The 19,958-nt window shown below is 73.5% G+C and carries 16 protein-coding genes; 9 read left to right on the top strand and 7 right to left on the bottom strand.

Annotated elements, in window-relative coordinates; all coding sequences use genetic code 11:
• Positions 1-18 precede the first annotated feature (18 nt).
• Together ACIGNX_RS03305 and ACIGNX_RS03300 are read left to right on the top strand one after the other, a co-directional pair.
• On the top strand, positions 19-951 hold the full coding sequence (locus ACIGNX_RS03305) for a DUF3500 domain-containing protein (protein ID WP_396535811.1): 933 nt from the start codon (positions 19-21) through the stop codon (positions 949-951).
• Positions 948-1,580, top strand: a complete 633-nt coding sequence (locus ACIGNX_RS03300; protein WP_396535809.1) for an endonuclease V — start codon at positions 948-950, stop codon at positions 1,578-1,580. Before ACIGNX_RS03305 ends, ACIGNX_RS03300 begins: the two co-directional genes overlap by 4 nt.
• Here ACIGNX_RS03300 and ACIGNX_RS03295 read toward each other — a convergent pair.
• Complete coding sequence (locus ACIGNX_RS03295; protein ID WP_396535807.1) at positions 1,568-2,788, bottom strand: 6-phospho-beta-glucosidase; 1,221 nt, start codon at positions 2,786-2,788, stop codon at positions 1,568-1,570. The two genes, ACIGNX_RS03300 and ACIGNX_RS03295, sit on opposite strands and share 13 nt — an antisense overlap.
• A gap of 55 nt (positions 2,789-2,843) precedes the next feature.
• Positions 2,844-3,845 carry an adenosine deaminase gene (add, locus tag ACIGNX_RS03290; protein ID WP_396535805.1) on the bottom strand — a complete coding sequence of 334 codons (1,002 nt, stop codon included), beginning with the start codon at positions 3,843-3,845 and terminating at the stop codon, positions 2,844-2,846.
• Positions 3,846-4,003: 158 nt separating this feature from the next.
• Between add and ACIGNX_RS03285 the strand changes: the two genes are divergently transcribed.
• From ACIGNX_RS03285 to ACIGNX_RS03270, 4 genes are all read left to right on the top strand, one after another.
• Positions 4,004-5,851: a Xaa-Pro dipeptidyl-peptidase gene (locus ACIGNX_RS03285; RefSeq protein WP_396535803.1), complete on the top strand. Its 1,848-nt coding sequence runs from the start codon at positions 4,004-4,006 to the stop codon at positions 5,849-5,851.
• 91 nt (positions 5,852-5,942) lie between these two features.
• The gene (locus ACIGNX_RS03280; protein WP_396535801.1) at positions 5,943-6,455 is read left to right on the top strand and encodes a M23 family metallopeptidase; all 513 of its coding nucleotides are present in this window, start codon (positions 5,943-5,945) and stop codon (positions 6,453-6,455) included.
• A 117-nt stretch (positions 6,456-6,572) separates the two neighbouring features.
• Positions 6,573-7,334 (top strand): peptidoglycan DD-metalloendopeptidase family protein, encoded by a 762-nt coding sequence (locus ACIGNX_RS03275; RefSeq protein ID WP_396535799.1) that lies wholly within the window; start codon positions 6,573-6,575, stop codon positions 7,332-7,334.
• A gap of 115 nt (positions 7,335-7,449) precedes the next feature.
• The gene (locus tag ACIGNX_RS03270; RefSeq protein ID WP_396535797.1) at positions 7,450-8,487 is read left to right on the top strand and encodes a DUF4192 domain-containing protein; all 1,038 of its coding nucleotides are present in this window, start codon (positions 7,450-7,452) and stop codon (positions 8,485-8,487) included.
• 970 nt (positions 8,488-9,457) lie between these two features.
• On the opposite strand, the gene ACIGNX_RS03265 is transcribed toward ACIGNX_RS03270, so the two are convergent.
• From ACIGNX_RS03265 to ACIGNX_RS03250, 4 genes are read right to left on the bottom strand one after another with little or no spacing between them, the layout of a single operon-like run.
• Positions 9,458-11,509, bottom strand: a complete 2,052-nt coding sequence (locus ACIGNX_RS03265) for a prolyl oligopeptidase family serine peptidase (protein WP_396535795.1) — start codon at positions 11,507-11,509, stop codon at positions 9,458-9,460.
• Positions 11,509-12,471: a UDP-glucose 4-epimerase GalE gene (gene galE, locus ACIGNX_RS03260; RefSeq protein ID WP_396535793.1), complete on the bottom strand. Its 963-nt coding sequence runs from the start codon at positions 12,469-12,471 to the stop codon at positions 11,509-11,511. Before galE ends, ACIGNX_RS03265 begins: the two co-directional genes overlap by 1 nt.
• Positions 12,472-12,499: 28 nt before the next feature.
• On the bottom strand, positions 12,500-13,660 hold the full coding sequence (galK, locus tag ACIGNX_RS03255; RefSeq protein WP_396535792.1) for a galactokinase: 1,161 nt from the start codon (positions 13,658-13,660) through the stop codon (positions 12,500-12,502).
• A complete protein-coding gene (locus ACIGNX_RS03250) occupies positions 13,657-14,349 on the bottom strand; it encodes an iron dependent repressor, metal binding and dimerization domain protein (protein ID WP_396535790.1) in 693 nt (230 codons plus the stop codon). Before ACIGNX_RS03250 ends, galK begins: the two co-directional genes overlap by 4 nt.
• A 61-nt stretch (positions 14,350-14,410) precedes the next feature.
• On the opposite strand from ACIGNX_RS03250, the gene ACIGNX_RS03245 reads away from it, so the two are divergent.
• Entirely contained in the window at positions 14,411-15,259 is an 849-nt protein-coding gene (locus ACIGNX_RS03245; RefSeq protein WP_396535788.1) for a sulfurtransferase, read from the top strand.
• 65 nt (positions 15,260-15,324) lie between these two features.
• Here the strand turns inward: ACIGNX_RS03245 and ACIGNX_RS03240 are convergent, their stop codons facing one another.
• A complete protein-coding gene (locus ACIGNX_RS03240; RefSeq protein ID WP_396535786.1) occupies positions 15,325-15,942 on the bottom strand; it encodes a DUF3558 family protein in 618 nt (205 codons plus the stop codon).
• 162 nt (positions 15,943-16,104) lie between these two features.
• Between ACIGNX_RS03240 and ACIGNX_RS03235 the strand changes: the two genes are divergently transcribed.
• Together ACIGNX_RS03235 and ACIGNX_RS03230 are read left to right on the top strand one after the other, a co-directional pair.
• Complete coding sequence (locus ACIGNX_RS03235) at positions 16,105-17,280, top strand: acetoin utilization protein AcuC (RefSeq protein ID WP_396535784.1); 1,176 nt, start codon at positions 16,105-16,107, stop codon at positions 17,278-17,280.
• A 4-nt stretch (positions 17,281-17,284) separates the two neighbouring features.
• Positions 17,285-19,948: a GNAT family N-acetyltransferase gene (locus ACIGNX_RS03230; protein ID WP_396535782.1), complete on the top strand. Its 2,664-nt coding sequence runs from the start codon at positions 17,285-17,287 to the stop codon at positions 19,946-19,948.
• The last annotated feature ends 10 nt before the right edge of the window (positions 19,949-19,958 follow it).

The following is a 19,958-nucleotide window of genomic DNA, read 5'->3' as shown; positions in this document are numbered from 1 at the left end:
ACGGATAAGTTCGAGGTCATGCTGCACGAGATCGCCGAAGCCACCAGGGGCTTCCTCGGCCTGTTGGACGACGCGCAGCGCACGGCGGCCGTGGGGACGATGGCGGCCGACCTGCGCACGCGGTGGGCGTACACGCCCGGCGAACGGCCGGGCGTGGTCTGCGGCGATCTCACCCGCGACCAGCGCAAGGCCGTGCACCGGTTGCTGGCGTGCGTGCTCAGCCCGCACGCCTACGCCCAGGCGACCGCGATCATGGCGCTGGAGGACGTGCTGGACGACCGCGAGGGCGGCTCCCGGGACCGGCACCAGGGCGACTACTGGACCGTGCTGCTCGGCGAGCCGGGCGACCAGCCGTGGGGCTGGCGGGTCGAGGGGCACCACCTGTCGGTGAGCGTGGTGGTGGCCGAGGGGCGGGTGTCGGCGACCCCGCTCTTCCTCGGCGCGCACCCCGCCCGCATCACCTACCGCGGTCGCACGGTGGCGCAGCCGCTGCGGCTGGAGGAGGAGCTGGCCCGCGAGCTGCTCGACCGGATGGGTCGCACGGCCCGCGGGCTGGCCGTGGTCGCCGACCGGCCGCCGCCCGACCTCAAGACGGGCAACGCGCGCCGGATCGGTGACGCCGAGCCCGTCGGCGTCACACCCGCGCAGCTCGACCGGGCGTCCCGGGGGCTGCTCGTCGGGCTGGTGCGCTACTACCTCGACCGGCTGACCGGCGACCTGGCCGACGAGGAGTTCGACGCGCTGGACCCCGACCGGCTGCACTTCTCGTGGGAGGGCTCGCAGAAGCGCGGCGAGGGGCACTACTACCGCATCCAGGGGCCGGACCTGCTCATCGAGTACGACAACACCGACAACGAGGCCAACCACGCCCACTCGGTGTGGCGGCGGCGCTCCGGCGACTTCGGCGAGGACCTGCTGGCGGCGCACCGCGCGTCGGTGAGCCACGGGTGACGCCCGAGGAGGCGATCGCCGAGCAGGAGCGGCTGCGGCCGTCGGTGTCGACGCGGACCGACCCCGGGCTGGTGGTGCGGCACGTGGCCGGGCTGGACGTGTCCTACGCGGCCGACGACCGGTTGGCGGCCGCGGTCGTGGTGCTCGACGCGGAGTCGCTGGAGACGGTGGACTCGGCCGTGGTGACGGGGGAGGCCGGGTTCCCGTACGTGCCGGGGCTGTTCGCGTTCCGGGAGCTGCCGCCGCTGCTGGAGGCGTTGGCGGAGCTGGCGGTGACGCCGGACCTGCTGGTGTGCGACGGGCAGGGGTTGGCGCACCCCCGGCGGTTCGGGTTGGCCTGCCACGTCGGGGTGGTGACCGGCCTGCCGAGCGTCGGGGTGGCCAAGACGCCGATGGGCCGGTTCGACCCGCCCGGCGACGCGCGGGGAGCGCACACCGACCTGGTGGACGACGGCGAGGTGGTGGGTCGGGCGCTGCGCACGCGTTCGGGCGTGAAGCCGGTGTTCGTGTCCGTGGGGCACCGCGTCGACCTCGACCGGGCGTGCGCCGAGGTGCTGCGGCTGTGCGTGACGCGGTTGCCGGAGACGACCCGGCGCGCGGACGCGCTGGGTCGCGCTCAGCTCAGGTGAGCCAACTCCGGGTGCCGCCGCGCGTAGGTGTCGAGCAGGCTCCGGGCCGTGGCGACCGAGTCGACCAGCGGGTGCAGGGCGAACGCCTTGAGCGCGGCCGACCGCGTGCCCTCCATGACGAGCCGGTCCACGGCCTTGACGGACGTGACGAGACCGGCCGCGTGGTCGGGCAGCGGGCTCACCGGCAGGGGTCGCGCGCCCGCCGCGTCCACCTCGCACGGCACCTCGACGACCGCTGACTCGTCCACAGCGGACAGCGTGGGGCCGTTGGGCACGTTGAGGATGAGCCTGGTGGGCCGGTCGTCGGCGATGGCGCGCATGAGGGCCATGGCGACGTGCTCGTACCCGCCGCCGTCGAGGCTGTCGCGTTCCCGCTCCTGGGCCATGTACGTGGCCTCCCGCTCCAGCCGCGTGGTCTCCCAGTCCACGTCCCCGTCGTAGAACCGTTGTTGTTGGGCGAGCAGGAAGGCGCCGCGGTTGTCGCCCATCGCCTCACGCGTCGAGTAGTAGTAGTGCAGGTACTCGTTGGGGATCACGCCGAGGGCGCGCAACCACTCCGCGCCGAACAGCCGGCCCTCCTCGAAGCCCGCCAGCGCCTCGTCGTCGGCCAGCAGGGCGGGCAGCAGGTCCTCCCCGTCCACGTGCACGCCCTGCAACCAGCCGAGGTGGTTCAGGCCCGCGTAGTCGAACGCCGCGTCGGCCACGTGCAGCGCCCGGGCCGCGCGCCGGCACAGGCCCAGCGGCGAGTCGCAGATGCCGATCACCCGCTCGCCCAGGTGGCGGGCCATGACCTCGGTGACCAGCCCGGCCGGGTTGGTGAAGTTGACGACCCAGGCGCGCGGGGCCAGCTCGGCGACGCGCCGGGCGATCGCGTCGGCCACGGGCGCGGTGCGCAGGCCGTAGGCGATGCCGCCCGCCCCGACGGTCTCCTGGCCGAGGACGCCGTGCGCGTGGGCGACCTCCTCGTCGATCGCGCGCCCGGCCAGGCCGCCGACCCGGATCGCGGAGAACACGAAGTCCGCGCCGCGCAGCGCCTCGTCCAGGTCGGTGGTGGTGGTGACGGGCGGGCCGCCGCGCAGCACCCGCCGGATGGCGTCCAGCCGGCGCGGGTCCACGTCGTGCAGCACGAGTTCGGTGATGTGCTCGTCCAGCGCGTTGTGCACCAGCGGCACGCGGAACCCGCCGCCGCCCAGGATGACCAGCCTCATGCGTCCCATCCTGCCCCGGCGGGCGAGGTCGCGGAGGCCGGGGCGGGTGAGCGGGTCAGTGGCCGAGCGCGTCGATCCCGGCCAGCAGGGACCGCTTGACCTCCTCGGGCGCGAAGCTCGCCCGCACGCCGGTGCGGGCCAGTTCGGCGAGGTCGCCCCGGTCGAGGCCGAACACCTCGTGGCACAGCAGGTACTCGCGGTCCAGGTCGGTGTGGAACATGCCGGGGTCGTCCGTGGCGAGGGTGACCGGCACGCCCGCGTCCAGGAGCCTGGGCAGCGGGTGGTCGGCGAGGTTCTCGACCGCGCCCGTGCGGACGTTCGAGGTGGGGCAGACCTCCAGGGTGACGCCCTCGGCGGCGAGCCTGCGCAGCAGCTCGTCGTCGGCCACCGCGTTGATCCCGTGGCCGATGCGCTCGGCGTGCAGCTCGTCGAGCGCTTCCCGGACCTGGTCGGGGCCCGTGGTCTCGCCCGCGTGCGGCACGCAGTGCAGGCCCGCGTCCCGGGCGAGGGCGAACGCCTCGCGGAACGCCCGCCGGGGCGCGTCGGCCTCGAACCCGCCCAGCCCGAACCCCGCGGTGCCCGGCGGCCGGTGGTCGACGGCGTAGCGCGCGCTGGTCAGGCCGAAGTCCCGGTCCCACAGGCCGGGGACGTCGAACACCCAGGCCAGCTCGACCCCGTGCTCCTCCTTCGCCCGCGCCCGGCTGGTGGTCAGCGCCTCGTCCAGCTCCTCCGGCGCGATGCCCGCCCGCAGGTGGCTGGTCGCGCTCACGGTCACCTCGGCGTAGCGGACGTTGCGCCGCGCCTGCTCCGCCGCCAGCCCGAGCACCAGCTCGGCGACGTCGTCACCGGTGGTGACCAGGTCGTTGACCGCCGCGTAGACGTCGATGAAGTGGCCGAAGTCGGTGAACTCGTAGAACCGGAGCAGGTCGGCCTCGTCGGTCGGCACGCCCAGTTCCGGGTGCCTGCGGGCGAGGGTGAGGACGGTGGCGGGTGAGGCTGACCCGACGAGGTGGACGTGCAGTTCCACTTTGGGCAGCGCGGCGATGAAATCACGCATGGCCCGGGCGAGTCTGCACAGGTCCGAGCCGCTGGTCAAGGGGCCGATCGTCGGGTCTTCGGCCGTTGTCCATTGTGGACTTGGGACACCCTTGACAGCGGTTGTGGGGCGGGGGATGGTCACGGCAAACCTGTCCTACACATGATGGGGGTTCGGTCGTGAAGGGTGCACGGAGAGCCGCGGTGCTCGCCGCTCTGGTCACGCTGCCGCTGGGGTTGGCGCCCGCGGTGGCCGGCGCCGCGGCTGAGGGTCCGGTGTTCGTCGGCGGCGAGGCGCAACCCGTCTTCGACCCGAAGGACGTGGTGCGCGAGAGCGTGTGGGTGCGCGCGCCGGTCGACAGCGACCGCGACGGGCGTGACGACGAGGTCTACGCGGAGGTCGTGCGGCAGAAGGCCACCGACCGCGGGCTCAAGGTCCCCGTGGTGTTCTTCAACAGCCCGTACTTCTCCGGCGGCAACGACGTGGCCAACCACGACGTCGACGTCGAGCTGTACGTGCCCAACCGGCGCGGCGGGTACGACAAGCGCGACGGGTCGGTGCTCAAGGCGCAGGCGGACGAGCGGATCGCCGCCGCGGTCGGCCCCAACGCCGCGCCGATCCGGTCCGGGCGCTACGAGGACTACTTCATCTCCCGCGGCTTCGCCATGGTGTACGCGGAGTCGCTGGGCACCGGCCAGTCGTCGGGCTGCCCCACCTCGGGCGGGCGCAACGAGACCACCGGCTCGAAGTCGGTGATCGACTGGTTGAACGGCCGCGCGACCGCCCGTGACGCGGCGGGCGCACCCGTCGTGGCGGGCTGGACCACCGGCAAGGTCGGCATGATGGGCGTGTCCTACAACGGCACCCTGCCCAACGCCGTGGCCGCCACCGGGGTCGAGGGCCTGGAGGCCATCGTGCCCATCGCGGCCATCTCCAGCTGGTACGACTACTACCGGGCCGACGGCGCGGTGGTCGCGCCCGGCACGTTCCAGGGCGAGGACCTCGACGTGCTGGCCGAGTACGTCTACACGCGCGCCGACCGCGAGATCTGCAAGCCCGTGATCGCCGACGTGGCCGCGCGGCAGGACCGCGTCACCGGCGACTACAGCGCGTTCTGGGACGAGCGGAACTACGTCAAGGACGCCTCGAAGGTGCGCGCGGCGGTGCTGGCCGTGCACGGCCTGGGCGACTGGAACGTCAAGGTCAAGCACGTGGCGCAGTGGTACGAGGCGCTGCGGCGGCACGGCGTGGAGCACAAGATCTGGCTGCACCAGTCCGGGCACACCGACCCCGACACGCTGCGGTCGGTGGAGTGGCGGCGCACGATCAACCGCTGGTTCAGCCACTACCTGTACGGCGTGGACAACGGCATCGAGCGCGAGCCGAAGGCGACGATCCAGCGCGAGGACGGCACGACGTGGGTGGACGAGGCCGACTGGCCCGCCCCGGGCACGTCGACCGCGCGCCTGCACCCGTGGGCGGGCGGCACGGCCAAGGGCGCGCTGCGGTTCGAGCCCGTGCCCGGCAAGGCGGTCGTGGAGTCGCTGCGCGACGACGCGTCCAAGCGCGCCGAGGACCTGGTGGACCTGCCCAGCTCCGGCAACCGGCTCGCCTACGCGACCCGGCCGACCGCGCAGCCGCTGCGGTTCTCCGGCACGCCCCGGGTCGACCTGGCGATCTCGTTCGACCGGCCGGCGGCCAACGTGACCGCGCTGCTGGTGGACCGCGCGCCGGACGGCACGTCGCACGTGATCACCCGCGGGTGGACCGACCCGCAGAACCGGGTGTCGCCGTCGCTGACCAAGCCGGTCGAGCCGGGCAAGCGGTACCGGGTCGAGGTGGAGCTGCAGCCGAACGACTACGTGGTCCCGTCTGGTCACCGCGTCGAGTTCGTGCTGATCTCTTCTGACTACGACTACACGCTGCGGCCGAAGCCGGGCGCGGGGCTGTCGGTGGACCTCAACTCCACGGTCGTGGAGCTGCCCGTGGTCGGCGGGACCGCCGCGCTGCGCCGATCGGTCGGTTAGAAAGTACTTCACGAAGCGTCCACTTCGGAACTCTTCCACTGACGGGTGCGGTTGTGGTCCGATCTCCGCCACAGTCGTAAGGAGGTGGCAGATGAGCCGAACCCGGCGCGCTCTCGTCACGGCACTGGTCGCGCCGCTGGTCGGCCTCGCCCTCACGCAGGGCGAGGCCGCCGCGGCGCCCGCGTTCCAGATGCCGTTCCCGTGCAACCAGGTGTGGGAGGGCCAGACCCGCAGCGGCCACAGCCCGGCCAACGCCGTGGACTTCAACCGCGCCAACGACCTCGGTGACCCGGTCGTGGCCGCGGCGGGAGGCACCGTGACGCGGGTGGCGAACGAGGGCAGCACCAGCTACGGCCGGTGGATCGAGATCGGTCACGGCGGTGGCTGGCGGACCCGGTACGCGCACCTGTCCGTCCAGCGGGTGAGCGTGGGCCAGACCGTGACGAAGGGGCAGCGCATCGGCGACGTCGGCTCCACGGGCGGGTCGACCGGACCGCACCTGCACTTCGAGGAGAGGCTGGACGGCGTGGCGCAGAAGATCGTGTTCAACGGCTCGCAGATCCTCTACTGGGGCGCGCGCAATTACACCAGCCACAACTGCTGAGACTGGTCCGTTCGGGTTGGTTAGGAAGTAATTTACCAAGTCATCACTTGGTAAGTCTTCCACTAGCGTGGCTCGTCGTGATCGTATGACCACCCCCAGTCGTCAAGGAGGTGGCAGATGAGCCGACGCGTGTTCGTCACGGCCCTGGTGGCGCCGCTGATCGGCCTCGCCCTCACGCAGGGCGAGGCCGCGGCGGCGCCGAACTTCCAGATGCCGTTCCCGTGCAACCAGGTGTGGGAGGGCCAGACCCGGACCAACCACAGCCCCGCCAACTCGGTCGACCTGAACCGGGCCAACGACGACGGCGACCCGGTGGTCGCGTCGGCGGCGGGCACCGTGACGCGGGTGGCGAACGAGGGCAGCACCAGCTACGGCCGGTGGATCGAGATCGACCACGGCGGCGGCTGGCGCACCCGGTACGCGCACCTGTCCGTGCAGCGGGTCAGCGTCGGGCAGTCGGTGCGGCTGGGCCAGCGCATCGGCGACGTCGGCTCGACCGGCGGGTCCACCGGGCCGCACCTGCACTACGAGCAGCGGCTCAACGGCGTCGACCAGAAGATCGCCTTCAACGGCTCGCAGATCCTCTACTGGGGCACCCGCAGCTACACCAGCCGCAACTCGTGCGGCAGCACGGTGACCGGGACCGTCGGTACCGACAGCGGCGCGTCGGTGACCATCCGGTCGGGGCCGGGCACGCAGTACGCGGCGGTCGGCTCGGTGGCCAGCGGCGCCACGGTGACGATCAGCTGCCAGACCAAGGGCGAGACGATCACCGGCAAGTACGGGACCACCAACCTGTGGGACAAGATCGGGTCGGGTTACGTCTCCGACGCGTACGTGTACACAGGTTCGGACGGTCAGGTCGCACCGAGCTGCTGAGTTCCCGCAGGTCACGGGCCGCCCCCACGCACCGGTGGGGGCGGCCCGCCGCAGTTGTCCACAGTTCGGCGATAGCCGCCGGCCACCGGGCGCCCCCCGGTGCACGCTCGGACCCATGACCAAGCTGCTGCCGTCCTCCCGCCTGCGGAACCCGGGCGACCTGCTCGCCGCCGTGCCGCACCTGCTGGGCTTCCACCCGTCCGACTCGATCGTGGTCCTCGTGGTGCGCGACCACGAGGTGAGCCTGACGTTGCGCATCGACCTGCCGCCGCCGGACCTGCCGCACGACGCGGTGGCCCGGCTGCTCGAACCACTGGCGTCGTGCCGGGGTGACGAGGCGGCGGTCATCGTGGTCGGCGGCGGTCCGGGCGACCCGCCCGAGCACCTGCCGTGCGCCGCGGTGGTGGACGAGCTGCACGACGCGCTGCACGGGGCCGGGCTGGTGCTGCTGGCGGCGGTGTGGGCGCGGGCGACGGCGAAGGGCGAGCGCTGGTTCGACTACCACGACGTGGGCACGTGGGGCACCGTGCCGGACCCGTCGAGCACGGTCTTCGCCGCCGCCTCGGCCGCCGAGGGCCAGGTCACGTACGCCAGCCGGGCGGCGATGGACGAAGTCCTGGTCCCGGACCCACCGGCAGCCCTGTCCCGCCGAACCGCCCTCCTCAACCGCCTGGCGGCCGACCCCGAGGCGGCCGATCCCGAGGCGGCCGACGAAATCCCCACCCGCCACCGCGAGCTGATCCACGCGGAGGTGCTGCGCGCGGCGACGAGGAAGCGCCCGTTGACCGACGAGGAGGTGGCCGACCTGGCCCACGCCCTGTCGAACCCGTTGACGAGGGATGCGAGCCTGGCCTACTGCACGGGCGAGCACGCCCGGAGCGCGGAACTCCTCTGGACCGAGCTGACGAGGGCGAGCCCGACGCCGGAGCGGGCCGAACCGGCCACCCTCCTGGCCTTCTGCGCCTACATCAGGGGCAACGGAGCCCTGGCCGCCATGGCCCTGGAACGGGCACAGAACGCCAACCCGACCCACCGCCTGTCCGCCCTGCTGCGCACCGCTCTGCGCATGGGCCTCCACCCAACCGAAATCCGCCACCTGGCCGAACAAGCCGCCGAAACCGACTGGACCACTCCACCAACCACCACCCTCTAACCCCAACCGCCACCCTCTAACCCCAACCCCAACCCCAACCTCAACCCGCCCCTCACCTCACCTCCCCGCTCTCCACCAACCCACCTAGCCCTCACCAACCCACCCAGCCATCGCCACGACCTCTCCCCATCCCCACCGCACCCACCAGCCCTACCCCTGAACCGGAGACCTATCGACCCACACCACCGCAACCAATCCCCGCCAGCGCCACCGCCGCGACGGAAGTCCTACCGGCTAACCCCATCGCCACCAGGCGCCTACGGGCTTCGACTCGCTGCGAGGGGAGTCCTGTCGGCTGACCCCACCACCGGGCATCTGTCGGCTTCAGGTCGCCGCGAGGGGAGTCTCGTCGGCTGACCCCACCACCGGGCACCTGTCGACTTCGGGGCGCCGCGACGGGGGCCCTGTCCTCCCGCACCACCGCGAGGGGGAGTTTCGTCGACTCACCCCACCGCCACCGGAGGTCTACTGGCCCGGGGTCACCGCGAAGGAATCTGTCGGCTCGCGCCACCGCCACCGCCACCGCCGGAGACCTGTCGGCTCAAGCCACCTCTCGACCTCTGGACCTCTCGACCGTCCGGCTTCCGCCGCCGCTCCGAGCCGCATTGACGTAACCGGCCGGTTCGTCTTCGAACGGGAGGGGCGCGTGTCATCCCGCCGACCTGGCTCCGCCCAACCGCGCGTGTCAAGGGGGCCGGTTCACCGATACCCGGTGGGCGACTGTTGTCCGCCCTCTTGACACGTGTGGTTGCCCTTGTGGAGGTCGGCGGGATGACACGCACCCCGGACCACGCTGGGTCAGGACATCCGACGAAGGGCCGTCATCCTGCTGATCTGCCCGTCCGGCGAGGACGCTTTCCGCCTTTCGCCGCAACCACGTCCAGCCACCCGAACGACACGACGCCACTCACCCGACGACACGACGCCGCTCGCCCGAACGACACGACGCCGCTCGCCCGAACAACCCGGCTCAGAGGAGTTCCGGCCTCCGCCAAGCCTCCCCGAGCACGTGCTCCGCCAAGAACGCGAACACCGTCTCGTACCACACCTTGGCGTTCCCGGGCGTCAGGATCCAGTGGTTCTCCGTCGGGAAGTACAGGAACTTCGCCGGAACACCGTGCCGCACCAGGTCGAAGTACAGCCGCTGCCCCTCCCCGATCGGCACCCGGTAGTCCTTGTCACCGTGGATCACCAGCATGGGCGTCTTGATGTTCGCCACCCGCAGGTGCGGCGAGTTCGCCCGCACCGCCTCGTCCTGCCGCAGCGGGTCGCCCATCTCGCGGATCCAGTAGTACGAGTCGTCCGTCGTCCCGGTGAACGCGTCCAGGTGCCACAACGACGCGTGCGTCACGATCGCCTTGAACCGGTCGGTCTGCGTGGCGATCCAGTTCGCCATGTACCCGCCGAACGACCCGCCCATCGCCGCCGTCCGGGACTCGTCCACGTCCTCCCGCCGCACGGTCACGTCGGTGATCGCCATCAGGTCCGTGTACGGCTTGCCACCCCACGCCGCCCACCCGGCGCGCACGAAGTCGTACCCGTACCCGGTGGACAGCGCCGGGTCCGGCAGCAGCACGGCGTACCCGCGCGCGGCCATCAGCCACGGGTTCCACCGCCAGGTCCACCCGCTCCAGCTCATCACCGGACCGCCGTGCACCCACAGCAGCAGCGGCGCGGGCCGGGAGGCCGAAGCGCCCCGCGGCAGCACCAGCCACGCCCGCACGGTCCGCCCGTCCTCGACGACCGTCTCCACCTCGGTCACCGTGCCGGGCAGCGACTCGACCGCACCGGGCGCGGGCAGCGGCACGGCCTCCTGGTCCACGCCGGTCGCCGACAGCCGCACGGGCTGCGGCGGGTGGTCCCAGGCGCTGCGCAGCGCGTACACCGACGCGCCGTCCGGGCTGACCCGCACGTCGGTGTACGCACCGGACGCCGTCAGCTTCACCACGTCGCCGGACGCCAGGTCGAGCTTCCAGATCGGCTGGTGGCCCAGGTGACTGCTGGTGAAGTACACCGCGTCACCGGCCGGGCTCACGACCGGGTGGTCGGGCTCCTCGGTGAAGTCCGCCGCCAGCTCCCGCACCTCACCGGACCCCAGGTCGATGCGCACCAGCGTGTTCGTCCACGGCAGCTCGGCCGTGGAGTCGAACGCGCGCACCGCCACCACGCCCGACGAGTCGGGCAGGAACACCGGTTGCAGGAACGAGTGCCCGTCCAGGTCGGCCAGCACCCGGTCGGTCGCGCCGTCGGTCGACGTCAGCCGCAGCCGGATGCGCTTGCCGTACGACGCGCTCACCTCGACGCCCTCGGTGCGCACCACCCACCGCCCGTCCGGGCTGATGGCGGGGGAGTCGTCCAGCCTCGCGGCCGCGTTGGGGGTCAGGTCGAGCAGGTCCGACGACGGGTCCACGCGCTCCCGGTCGACGTCGACGGGAGCCGTGGTCACCAGCAGCCGCGGGAAGTTCGGGCCGATGTCGGAGTCCCAGTACCGCACCGGGTACGACTCGTGCAGGATCGCGGTCACGCCGGCGTCCTCGCGGGCCTTGCGGTGCTCCTCGTCCTGCTCGCCGAACTCCGCGGTCGGGTGCGCGGTCGCCGTGATCAGCACCGTGCCCGCGTCCCGCGCCACCGCGAACTCCGACACCCCGCCGGCGGGACGGCACACCTCGCGCGCCTCGCCCGCGGGCGGCAGCAGCCACAGCGCCGCCTGGTCCTTCTTGTCCCGGTCGGCGGGCTTGGCCTCCTGGTCGGGCCGCCCGGAGAGGAACAGCAGCGCGCCGTCCGGCGTGAACGCGGGCGCGGACTCGCCCTTCGCGCCCCGCGTCAGCCGCCGCGCGGGCCGCTCGCCCGCCGGGTCGACCTCCCACAGCGCGCCCTGCCACGTCTTGCGGTCCGCCGAGAGGGTCGCCACCACGGTGACCAGCCGCGTCCCGTCCGGGGACAGGGCGAGCCCGGTGAGGCGCGGCACCTCGGTGTACGAGGTCAGGTCCTCGAAGTCCGCCGCGGTGATCCTGCCTGCCATCACGCCCCCTGCAGTGACCGGGTGAAGTCCCACGCGTCGCGCACGATGCCGGCGAGGTCGAGCCGCTCGGGCTTCCAGCCCAGCTCGGCGCGGGCCTTGTCGCTGGAGGCCACGAGCGCCGCCGGGTCGCCCGCCCGGCGCGGTGCCACGTCGGTGGGGATCGGGTGCCCGGTCACCTCGCGGCAGGCGTCGACGACCTGCTTGACCGAGAAGCCCAGCCCGTTGCCCAGGTTGTAGATGCGGTGCTCGCCGGCCGTCGCGTGCTCCAGCGCCCGCAGGTGCGCGTCGGCCAGGTCGAGGACGTGGATGTAGTCGCGCACGCACGTGCCGTCCTCGGTCGGCCAGTCGTCGCCGTACACCTGCACGCGCTCCCGCTTGCCCGACGCGACCTGGAGCACGATCGGGATCAGGTGCGTCTCCACGCCGTGCCTCTCGCCGAACCGCCCGTACGCGCCGGCCACGTTGAAGTAGCGCAGCGACACGGCGGCCAGGCCGTGCGCGGCGGCGTAGGAGGTGATGGCGTGGTCGATCGCGAGCTTCGTCGCGCCGTAGGTGTTGGTGGGGCGGGTGGGCGCGGTCTCCGCGATCGGCACCCGCTCCGGCTCGCCGTAGGTGGCGGCGGTGGAGGAGAACACCAGGCGCGGGGTGCCGTGCTCGCGCATGGCGTCCAGCAGCCGCAGCGACGTGACCACGTTGCCGTGCCAGTACTTCGCCGGGTCCTCCATCGACTCGCCGACCAGCGACTTCGCCGCGAAGTGCAGCACGCCGTCGAAACCCTCGGCGAGCACCCCGCCGATCGCGTCGTCGATGCCCGCCTCGACCAGGCGCGCCCCGTCGGGCACCGCGTCCGCGTGCCCGGTGGACAGGTCGTCCACCACGACCACCTCGTGACCGGACTCGACCAGCCTGGCCGCGCAGACGCTGCCCACGTACCCGGCACCGCCCGTGACGAGCAACTTCACCCTGCATACCCGCTTTCGACTCGGAACCTCACTGATCGCGGCCGGCGCCCGCCGAGGGCACCGCCGTGAACGTCCGCGGTGTCGCCCAGCCGCGCTCGGCGAACGCGGCGAGCACCCGGCGCACCACCTCGTCGTGCCGCTCCACGGGCACGAGGGCGATCGCCGAGCCGCCGAACCCGCCGCCGACCATCCGCGCGCCCAACGCGCCCGCCGCCTTCGCCGCGTCGACCGCGACGTCCAGCTCGGGCGCGGACACCTCGTAGTCGTCGCGCAGGGACGCGTGCGAGGCGTCCAGCAACGGCCCCAGCTCGGCCAGCCGGCCGGCGCGCAGCAGCTCGACGGCGGCGAGCACCCGCTCGTCCTCCGTCACGACGTGCCGCACCAGCGGTCGCAGCCGGTCGGGCAGCCGGTCCAGCACCTCGTCCAGCTCGCTCGCGTCGACGTCGCGCAGCGCGGGCACGCCGAGGATCGAGGCGGCCTCCTCGCAACCGGAGCGCCGGGCCCCGTAGCCGCCGTCGGTGTGCGAGTGGCTGGCCCTGGTGTCGACGACCAGCACCTCGAGGCCGTGGGCGGCGGCGTCGAACGGCACCTGCTCGGACTTGAACGACCGCACGTCGAGGAACAGCACGTGCGCCTCGGTGCAGCACAGCGACGCGGTCTGGTCGAGCAGGCCGGTGGGCGCGCCGGCGAAGTCGTTCTCCGCGCGCTGCACCCAGCGCGCGATCCGGGGCAGGTCGTCGGTCGGGTGGTCGGCGAGGCCGAGCAGCGCCAGCGCCACCGCGCACTCCAGCGCGTGCGACGAGGACAGCCCGGCCCCCGCCGGCACGTCGCCCGCGATGACGAGGTCCGCGCCGCCGGTCACGCCCTGCTCGCGCAGCACCCAGGCGACGCCCGCCGGGTAGGAGGCCCAACCGCTCACCGCGCCGGGCTCGAGGTCGGCGACCGCCACGGGCGCGGCCTGCTGCACCACGCCGTCGTCACCGACCGTGGCCACGTTGAGCACGCCGTCGTCCCGCGCGGACGCGGCCACCGCGGTCCGGTGCGGCAGGGCGAACGGCAGCACGAAGCCGTCGTTGTAGTCCGTGTGCTCCCCGATCAGGTTCACCCGGCCGGGTGCGGACCAGACGCCGCTCGGCGCGACGCCGTGCAGGCGGGTGAAGGCGGTGGCCGCCCGGCGCGCGGGGTTCACCGCGCCTGGACCAGGACGGCGTGCGCCACCGCGGGGTCCAGCTCGGCGACGGTGCCGTTGCCGCGCACCTGCACGACCTTCGCCCCGGCCAGCGAGTCGACGTCGACCGTGCCGCCCGGCACGACGCCGGCGGCCTTCAGCTCGGCCATCAGGTCCGGGTCGAGCTGCACGTGCTCGGCGATCCGGCGCACCTCGACGCGGCCGCCGCCGCGCCGGGCCACCTCGTCCACGCGCACGAGGTCCGCCTCGGCGGCGGGCGCGGGCTCACCGTCGCCGAGCTTGTCCAACCCGGGGATGGGGTTGCCGTAGGGCGAGGTGGTGGGGTTGCCCAGCAGCTTGACGAGCTTGCGCTCGACGGCCTCGCTCATCACGTGCTCCCAGCGGCACGCCTCGCTGTGCACGTGCTCCCACTCCAGGCCGATGATGTCGACCAGGAGGCGCTCGGCGAGCCGGTGCTTGCGCATGACCGCGATGGCCAGGTTGCGCCCCTGCTCGGTCAGCTCCAGGTGGCGGTCGTCCGCCACTATGACGAGACCGTCGCGTTCCATCCGCCCGACGGTCTGGCTGACCGTCGGCCCGCTCTGCGCCAGCCGCTCGGCGATCCGCGCGCGCAGGGGGACCACGCCCTCTTCTTCGAGCTCGTAGATCGTGCGGAGGTACATCTCGGTAGTGTCGATGAGCTCGTTCACACCCGCTCCCCTTCGTATGAGGTCAATGCTAGTCGGCCGGTCGCGGGTGCAGGATGGTGCCGTGCACCCACTGATCAGCACCGAAGCCCTGGCCTCCGCGCTGGACGGGGCCGAACCCCCCGTCGTGCTCGACGTCCGGTGGCGACTGGGCGGACCACCGGGACGTCAAGACTACGAGGTCGGGCACGTTCCCGGTGCCGTCTATGTCGACCTCGACACCGAACTTTCCGCACCGCCCGGAGCCGGTGGCCGCCACCCGCTGCCCGACCCGGCGGAGCTGCAGGCCGTGCTGCGGGCCGCCGGCGTCCGGAAGCATCACCCGGTCGTGGCGTACGACGGCGGTGACGGCTCCGTGGCCGCACGGGCGTGGTGGCTGTTGCGGTGGGCGGGTCACCCGGAGGTGGCGGTGCTGGACGGTGGCTTCGCGGCGTGGACGGCGGAGGGCCGTCCGGTCAACGCCGAGACGCCGTCGCCTGTTCCCGGCGACGTGGAGGTGCGGCCCGGCGGCATGCCCGTGCTGGACGCCGACGAGGCCGCCGCGTTCGCCGCGTCCGGCGTGCTGCTCGACGCCCGCGCCCCCGAGCGGTACCGGGGTGAGACCGAGCCCGTCGACCCGCGCGCCGGGCACATCCCGGGCGCGCGGAACGCGCCGACGTCGGGCCACACCTCCGGCGGGCGCTGGCTGCCGGCCGCGGCGCTGGCCGAGCGCTTCGCGGCCGTCGGCGTCACGCCCGACCGCCCGGTCGCGGCCTACTGCGGCTCCGGCGTCACGGCGTCCTCGGTGGTCCTGGCCCTGGAGGTGGCCGGCGTCACCACGCCGGAGCGGCCCGCCCCGCTCTACGCGGGCTCCTGGTCGCAGTGGTCCTCGGACCCGTCCCGCCCCGCCGCCACCGGTCCCGGGGCGGGCTGAGGGCACCGGGCCGAACGAGCGGAACGGCCGGTCGGACGCGCCGACCGGCCGTTCCGGGAGCGCGGTCAGGCGTTGGGGATCTTCTCGAACGCCTTGGTGGCGAGCTTGAGCGCGATCTGGCACGGGTCGATCTCGTCGATCGGCGTCACGGTGGCCTGGAAGGCGGGCGTGATCTCGTCCGGGTCGTCGGTCAGCATGACCAGCACCGTGCAGTCGCCGCCCTTCTCCTTGACCTCGTACGCGGTGTTGCCGCCGACCTCGATGGACCGCGCCTCGCCCTCGTACTCGGCGAAGGTGACCATGAACAGGATGACCGCGAACGGGTCCTCCGTGCTCTGCACGCAGCCCTTCTCGCCGCCCTTCTTCGCGCCGACCGCCGTCGCGACCTCCTCGGGCGTGAGGATGTCGCAGTCCTCGTAGCCCTCGGTCTTCTTCTTGGTCTTGATCTTGACGTCGCCGGCGGGCTTCTCGGCGTTGCTCGTCTTCGGCGAGCTCTCCTTGGTCGACGCCTTGGGGGAGGAGGTCTTGGTCGACGACGGCTTGCCGGAGGCGGTCTTGTCACCGGTCGACCCGCCCGCCGCGGCGACCGGGCTGCCGGCGACCGTGGTGGCGCAGGCCGACAGGCCGAGCGTGAGCCCCAGGGCCAGCACGGCGGTCAGGGCGGGGACTAGTCGCAGGTGCATGTGTTCTCTGACCCCGTTCCGACGTGCGGGGTTCCATCCTCGATGGCCTCAATCCGGCCCGCCTCGTCTCGGCAGACTCTAAGTGCCCGCGGCCCGCCCGCACGCCCGGGGCGACCAAGCTGTGATCACACCGCCGGCCGCCGGTTGGGTTAGGTTGCCGACATGGGCAAGCCCGCTGCCGTCGTCTGGGACGAGTCCTTCCTCGGCTACGACCTGGGCGGGGACCACCCGCTCAACCCCGTCCGGCTGGACCTGACCGTCCGGTTGGCGAGCGCGCTGGGCGTGCTGGACGGGGTGGACCTCGTCACGCCCGAGCCGGCGACCGACGACGAGATCGAACGCGTGCACGAGCCGTCCTACCTCAACGCCGTGCGGGCCGCGCCGATGGCGGGCTGGGACGTCGGCCACGGGCTCGGCACCGCCGACAACCCGGTCTTCACCCGCATGCACGAGGCGTCCGCGCTGGTCGTGGGCGGTTCGCTGGCCGCCGCGCGGCGCATCGCCGACGGCTCGGCGGACCGGGCGGTGAGCATCGCGGGTGGGCTGCACCACGCCATGCGCGACCACGCGGCCGGGTTCTGCGTCTACAACGACTGCGCCGTGGCGATCTCGTGGCTGCTCGACCACGGCTTCGACCGGATCGCCTACGTCGACACCGACGTGCACCACGGCGACGGCGTGCAGGCCGCGTTCTACGACGACCCGCGGGTGCTGACGGTCTCGGTGCACCAGAACCCGCTGAGCCTGTGGCCGGGCACGGGACGGCCCGCCGAGGTGGGCGGCGCGGGCGCGGAGGGCACGAGCGTGAACCTGGCCCTGCCGCCCGGCACCGGCGACCGGGCGTGGCTGCGCGCGTTCGAGGCCGTCGTGCCGTCGGTGCTGCGGGCGTTCCGGCCGCAGCTGCTGGTCACGCAGTGCGGTGTGGACACGCACCGGGAGGACCCGCTGGCGGACCTCGCGCTCACCGTGGACGGGCACCGCGCGATCTACCACCGCCTGCGCGAGCTGGCCGGGGAGACCGCGGGCGGCCGCTGGCTGGCGCTGGGCGGCGGCGGGTACGAGCTGCTGCGGGTCGTGCCACGCAGCTGGACGCACCTGCTGGCCACCGTGCTCGACCGGGACGTGGACCCGGACTCGCCGCTGCCCGCGGACTGGGTGGCGCACGCGTCGGGCCTGGCGCCGAACCGGCCGCTGCCCGCGTCCCTGACCGACGGCGCGGACACCGCCTTCGAGCCGTGGGGTGGCCAGGTCGACACGCCGGTCGACCTGGCGGTGCTGGAGGCACGGCGCGCGGTGTTCCCCCTGCACGGACTGGACCCCGACGACCCGAGGGACTGATCGAGTGGACCCGTTCGACTACCCGCGGCACTGGGAGGCCGACGTCGTGCTCAGCGACGGCGGCACGGTCCACCTGCGCCCGATCACCCCCGACGACGCCGACAAGCTGCTCGCGTTCCACGGCAGGCTCTCCGAGCGCACCCGCTACTACCGCTACTTCGGCCCCTACCCGCGCATGCCCAAGCGCGACCTCGACCGCTTCAGCACGGTCGACCACGCCGACCGGGTGGCGTTCGCCGCGCTGCTGGGCGACGACGTCGTGGCCGTCGGCCGCTACGACCGGCTCGGCGACTCGGGCTCGGCCGAGGTGGCGTTCGTGGTCGAGGACGCCCACCAGGGCCGCGGCCTCGGCTCGATCCTGCTGGAGCACCTGGCCGCCGCCGCGCGGGAGCGCGGCCTGAGCCGGTTCACCGCCGAGGTGCTCGCCGAGAACGGCCAGATGGTGCGGATCTTCCGGGACGCGGGGTACGGCGTGAGCCGCGCGTTCGAGGAGGGCGTGGTGCACCTGGAGTTCGACATCGACCCGACCGAGGAGTCGGTGGAGGTGGCCCGCGCCCGCGAGCAGGCCGCCGAGGCGCGCAGCGTGCACAACCTGCTGCACCCCAGGTCGATCGCGGTGATCGGCGCGTCCACCGACCGCACCAAGATCGGCCACGCGGTGCTGGCGAACCTGCTGGCCGCCGACTTCGCCGGACCGGTGTACCCGGTCAACGCCGAGCACCGGTCCGTGCGCGGCGTGCGGGCGTACCCGTCGGTGCTGGAGATCCCGGACGACGTGGACCTCGCCGTGGTCGCGGTGCCGGCCGCCGGCGTGGACGAGGTGATGGACGCCTGCCTGGCCAAGGGCGTGAAGGCGCTGGTCGTGGTCACGTCCGGGTTCGGCGAGACCGGTCCGGGCGGGTTGAGCGCGGAGCGCAGGCTCGCCGCCGAGGCCCGCGCGCACGGGATGCGCGTGGTCGGCCCGAACGCGCTGGGCGTGGTCAACACCGACGCGGGCGTGCGCCTGAACGCCACCCTCGCGCCCCGGCTGCCCGCCCGCGGCCGCACCGGCTTCTTCTGCCAGTCCGGCGCGCTGGGCACCGCGATCCTCGCCACCGCCGCCGAGCGCGGCCTGGGCCTGTCCACGTTCGTCTCCGCGGGCAACCGCTCGGACGTCTCCGGCAACGACCTGCTCCAGTACTGGGAGACCGACCCGGCCACCGACGTGGTGCTGCTGTACCTGGAGTCCTTCGGCAACCCGCGCAAGTTCGCCCGGCTGGCCCGCCGGCTCGGCCGCACCAAGCCGATCGTGGCGGTGAAGTCCGGCCGGCACGCCGTGACGCCCGCGCTGGCGGCGACGTCGGTGCCGGTGGACGAGTCGAGCGTGCAGGCGCTGTTCGAGCAGGCGGGCGTGATCCGGGTGGAGTCGCTGGCCCAGCTGTTCGACACCGCGCTGCTGCTCGCCCACCAGCCGCTGCCCGCCGGGCCGCGGGTGGCGGTGGTGGGCAACTCGACCGCGATCGGCCTGCTGGCCGCGGACACCGCGCTGGACCAGGGGCTGGAGCTGGCGGGCGACCCGGTGGACGTGGGCGCGCAGGCCGGGCCCGAGGCGTTCGCCGCCGCGGTGGAGCGGGCGTTGGACGACCCCGGGACGGACGCGCTGGTGGTGGTGTTCGTGCCGCCGCTGGCCGTGCCCGGCGCGTCGTTCGCCCGCGCGCTGCGCGAGGTCGTGGAGCGCAGCGGGCGCGCGAAGCCGATCGCGTCGACGTTCCTGGCGGTGGAGGGCGTGCCCGCCGAACTGGCCGTCCCCGGTCCGGGCGGCGCGCCGGGGTGGGGTTCGGTCCCGTCGTACTCCAGCCCGGAGCGCGCGGTGCTGGCGCTGGCGCGGGCCACCCGGTACGCCCGGTGGCGGTCCGCGCCGCAGGGCACGTTCGTGCGGCCCGAGGGGATCGACCCCGACGCGGCGCACGCCGTCGTGGCGGCGCAGGAGTCGTCCGGCGAGCGGCGATTGGACGACGACACCGCCGTGCGGCTGCTCGCGTGCTACGGCGTGGAGGTCGTGCCGTTCCGGGTCGTGGCGTCGGCGGACGACGCGGTGCGCGCGGCCGACGAGCTGGGCTACCCGGTGGCGGTGAAGTCGACCGACGACCGGTTGCGGCACCGCACGGACCTGGCCGGCGTGCGGCTCGACCTGGCGGGCGAGGAGGCCGTGCGGGCGGCGTACGAGATGCTGGCCGGGATGTCGGACCGGCCGGACGTGTACGTGCAGCGCATGGCGCCCAAGGGCATCTCGTGCGTGCTGGGGCTGCAGGACGACCCCTCGTTCGGCACGCTGGTGTCGTTCGGGCTGTCGGGGCTGGTCGGCGACCTGCTGGGGGACCGGGCGTACCGGGCGGTGCCGCTCACCGACGCGGACGCGGCGGCGCTGGTCCGCGCGCCGAAGGCCGCGCCGCTGCTGGCCGGGTACCGGGGTGACGAGCCGGCGGACCTGCCCGCGTTGCAGGACCTGGTGCTGCGGCTCGCCGCGCTGGCCGAGGACCTGCCCGAGGTGCGCGAGCTGTCGCTGGAGCCGGTGCTGGCCAGCGCCGCCGGCGCGTACGTCAGCAGCGCGCGGGTGACCCTCGGCCCGCCACCCTCGCGGCACGACACCGGCCCGCGGCGGTTGCGCTCCCCCGGCGGGGAGAGTTAGCCAGATCACA

This window comes from Actinosynnema sp. NPDC053489 (assembly GCF_044544865.1).
In the GTDB taxonomy this organism is placed as follows: Bacteria; Actinomycetota; Actinomycetes; order Mycobacteriales; family Pseudonocardiaceae; genus Actinosynnema.
Note: the sequence above shows the minus strand (reverse complement) of the source record. Positions and strands in the feature narration are given on the sequence as shown.

Coding starts and splice junctions, on each gene's coding strand:
- ACIGNX_RS03305 (WP_396535811.1), top strand. CDS start 19: ATGCTGCACGAGATCGCCGAAGCCACCAGGGGCTTCCTCGGCCTGTTG.
- ACIGNX_RS03295 (WP_396535807.1), bottom strand. CDS start 2,788: ATGAGGCTGGTCATCCTGGGCGGCGGCGGGTTCCGCGTGCCGCTGGTG.
- add (WP_396535805.1), bottom strand. CDS start 3,845: ATGCGTGATTTCATCGCCGCGCTGCCCAAAGTGGAACTGCACGTCCAC.
- ACIGNX_RS03280 (WP_396535801.1), top strand. CDS start 5,943: ATGAGCCGAACCCGGCGCGCTCTCGTCACGGCACTGGTCGCGCCGCTG.
- ACIGNX_RS03275 (WP_396535799.1), top strand. CDS start 6,573: ATGAGCCGACGCGTGTTCGTCACGGCCCTGGTGGCGCCGCTGATCGGC.
- ACIGNX_RS03270 (WP_396535797.1), top strand. CDS start 7,450: ATGACCAAGCTGCTGCCGTCCTCCCGCCTGCGGAACCCGGGCGACCTG.
- ACIGNX_RS03265 (WP_396535795.1), bottom strand. CDS start 11,509: ATGGCAGGCAGGATCACCGCGGCGGACTTCGAGGACCTGACCTCGTAC.
- ACIGNX_RS03240 (WP_396535786.1), bottom strand. CDS start 15,942: ATGCACCTGCGACTAGTCCCCGCCCTGACCGCCGTGCTGGCCCTGGGG.
- ACIGNX_RS03235 (WP_396535784.1), top strand. CDS start 16,105: ATGGGCAAGCCCGCTGCCGTCGTCTGGGACGAGTCCTTCCTCGGCTAC.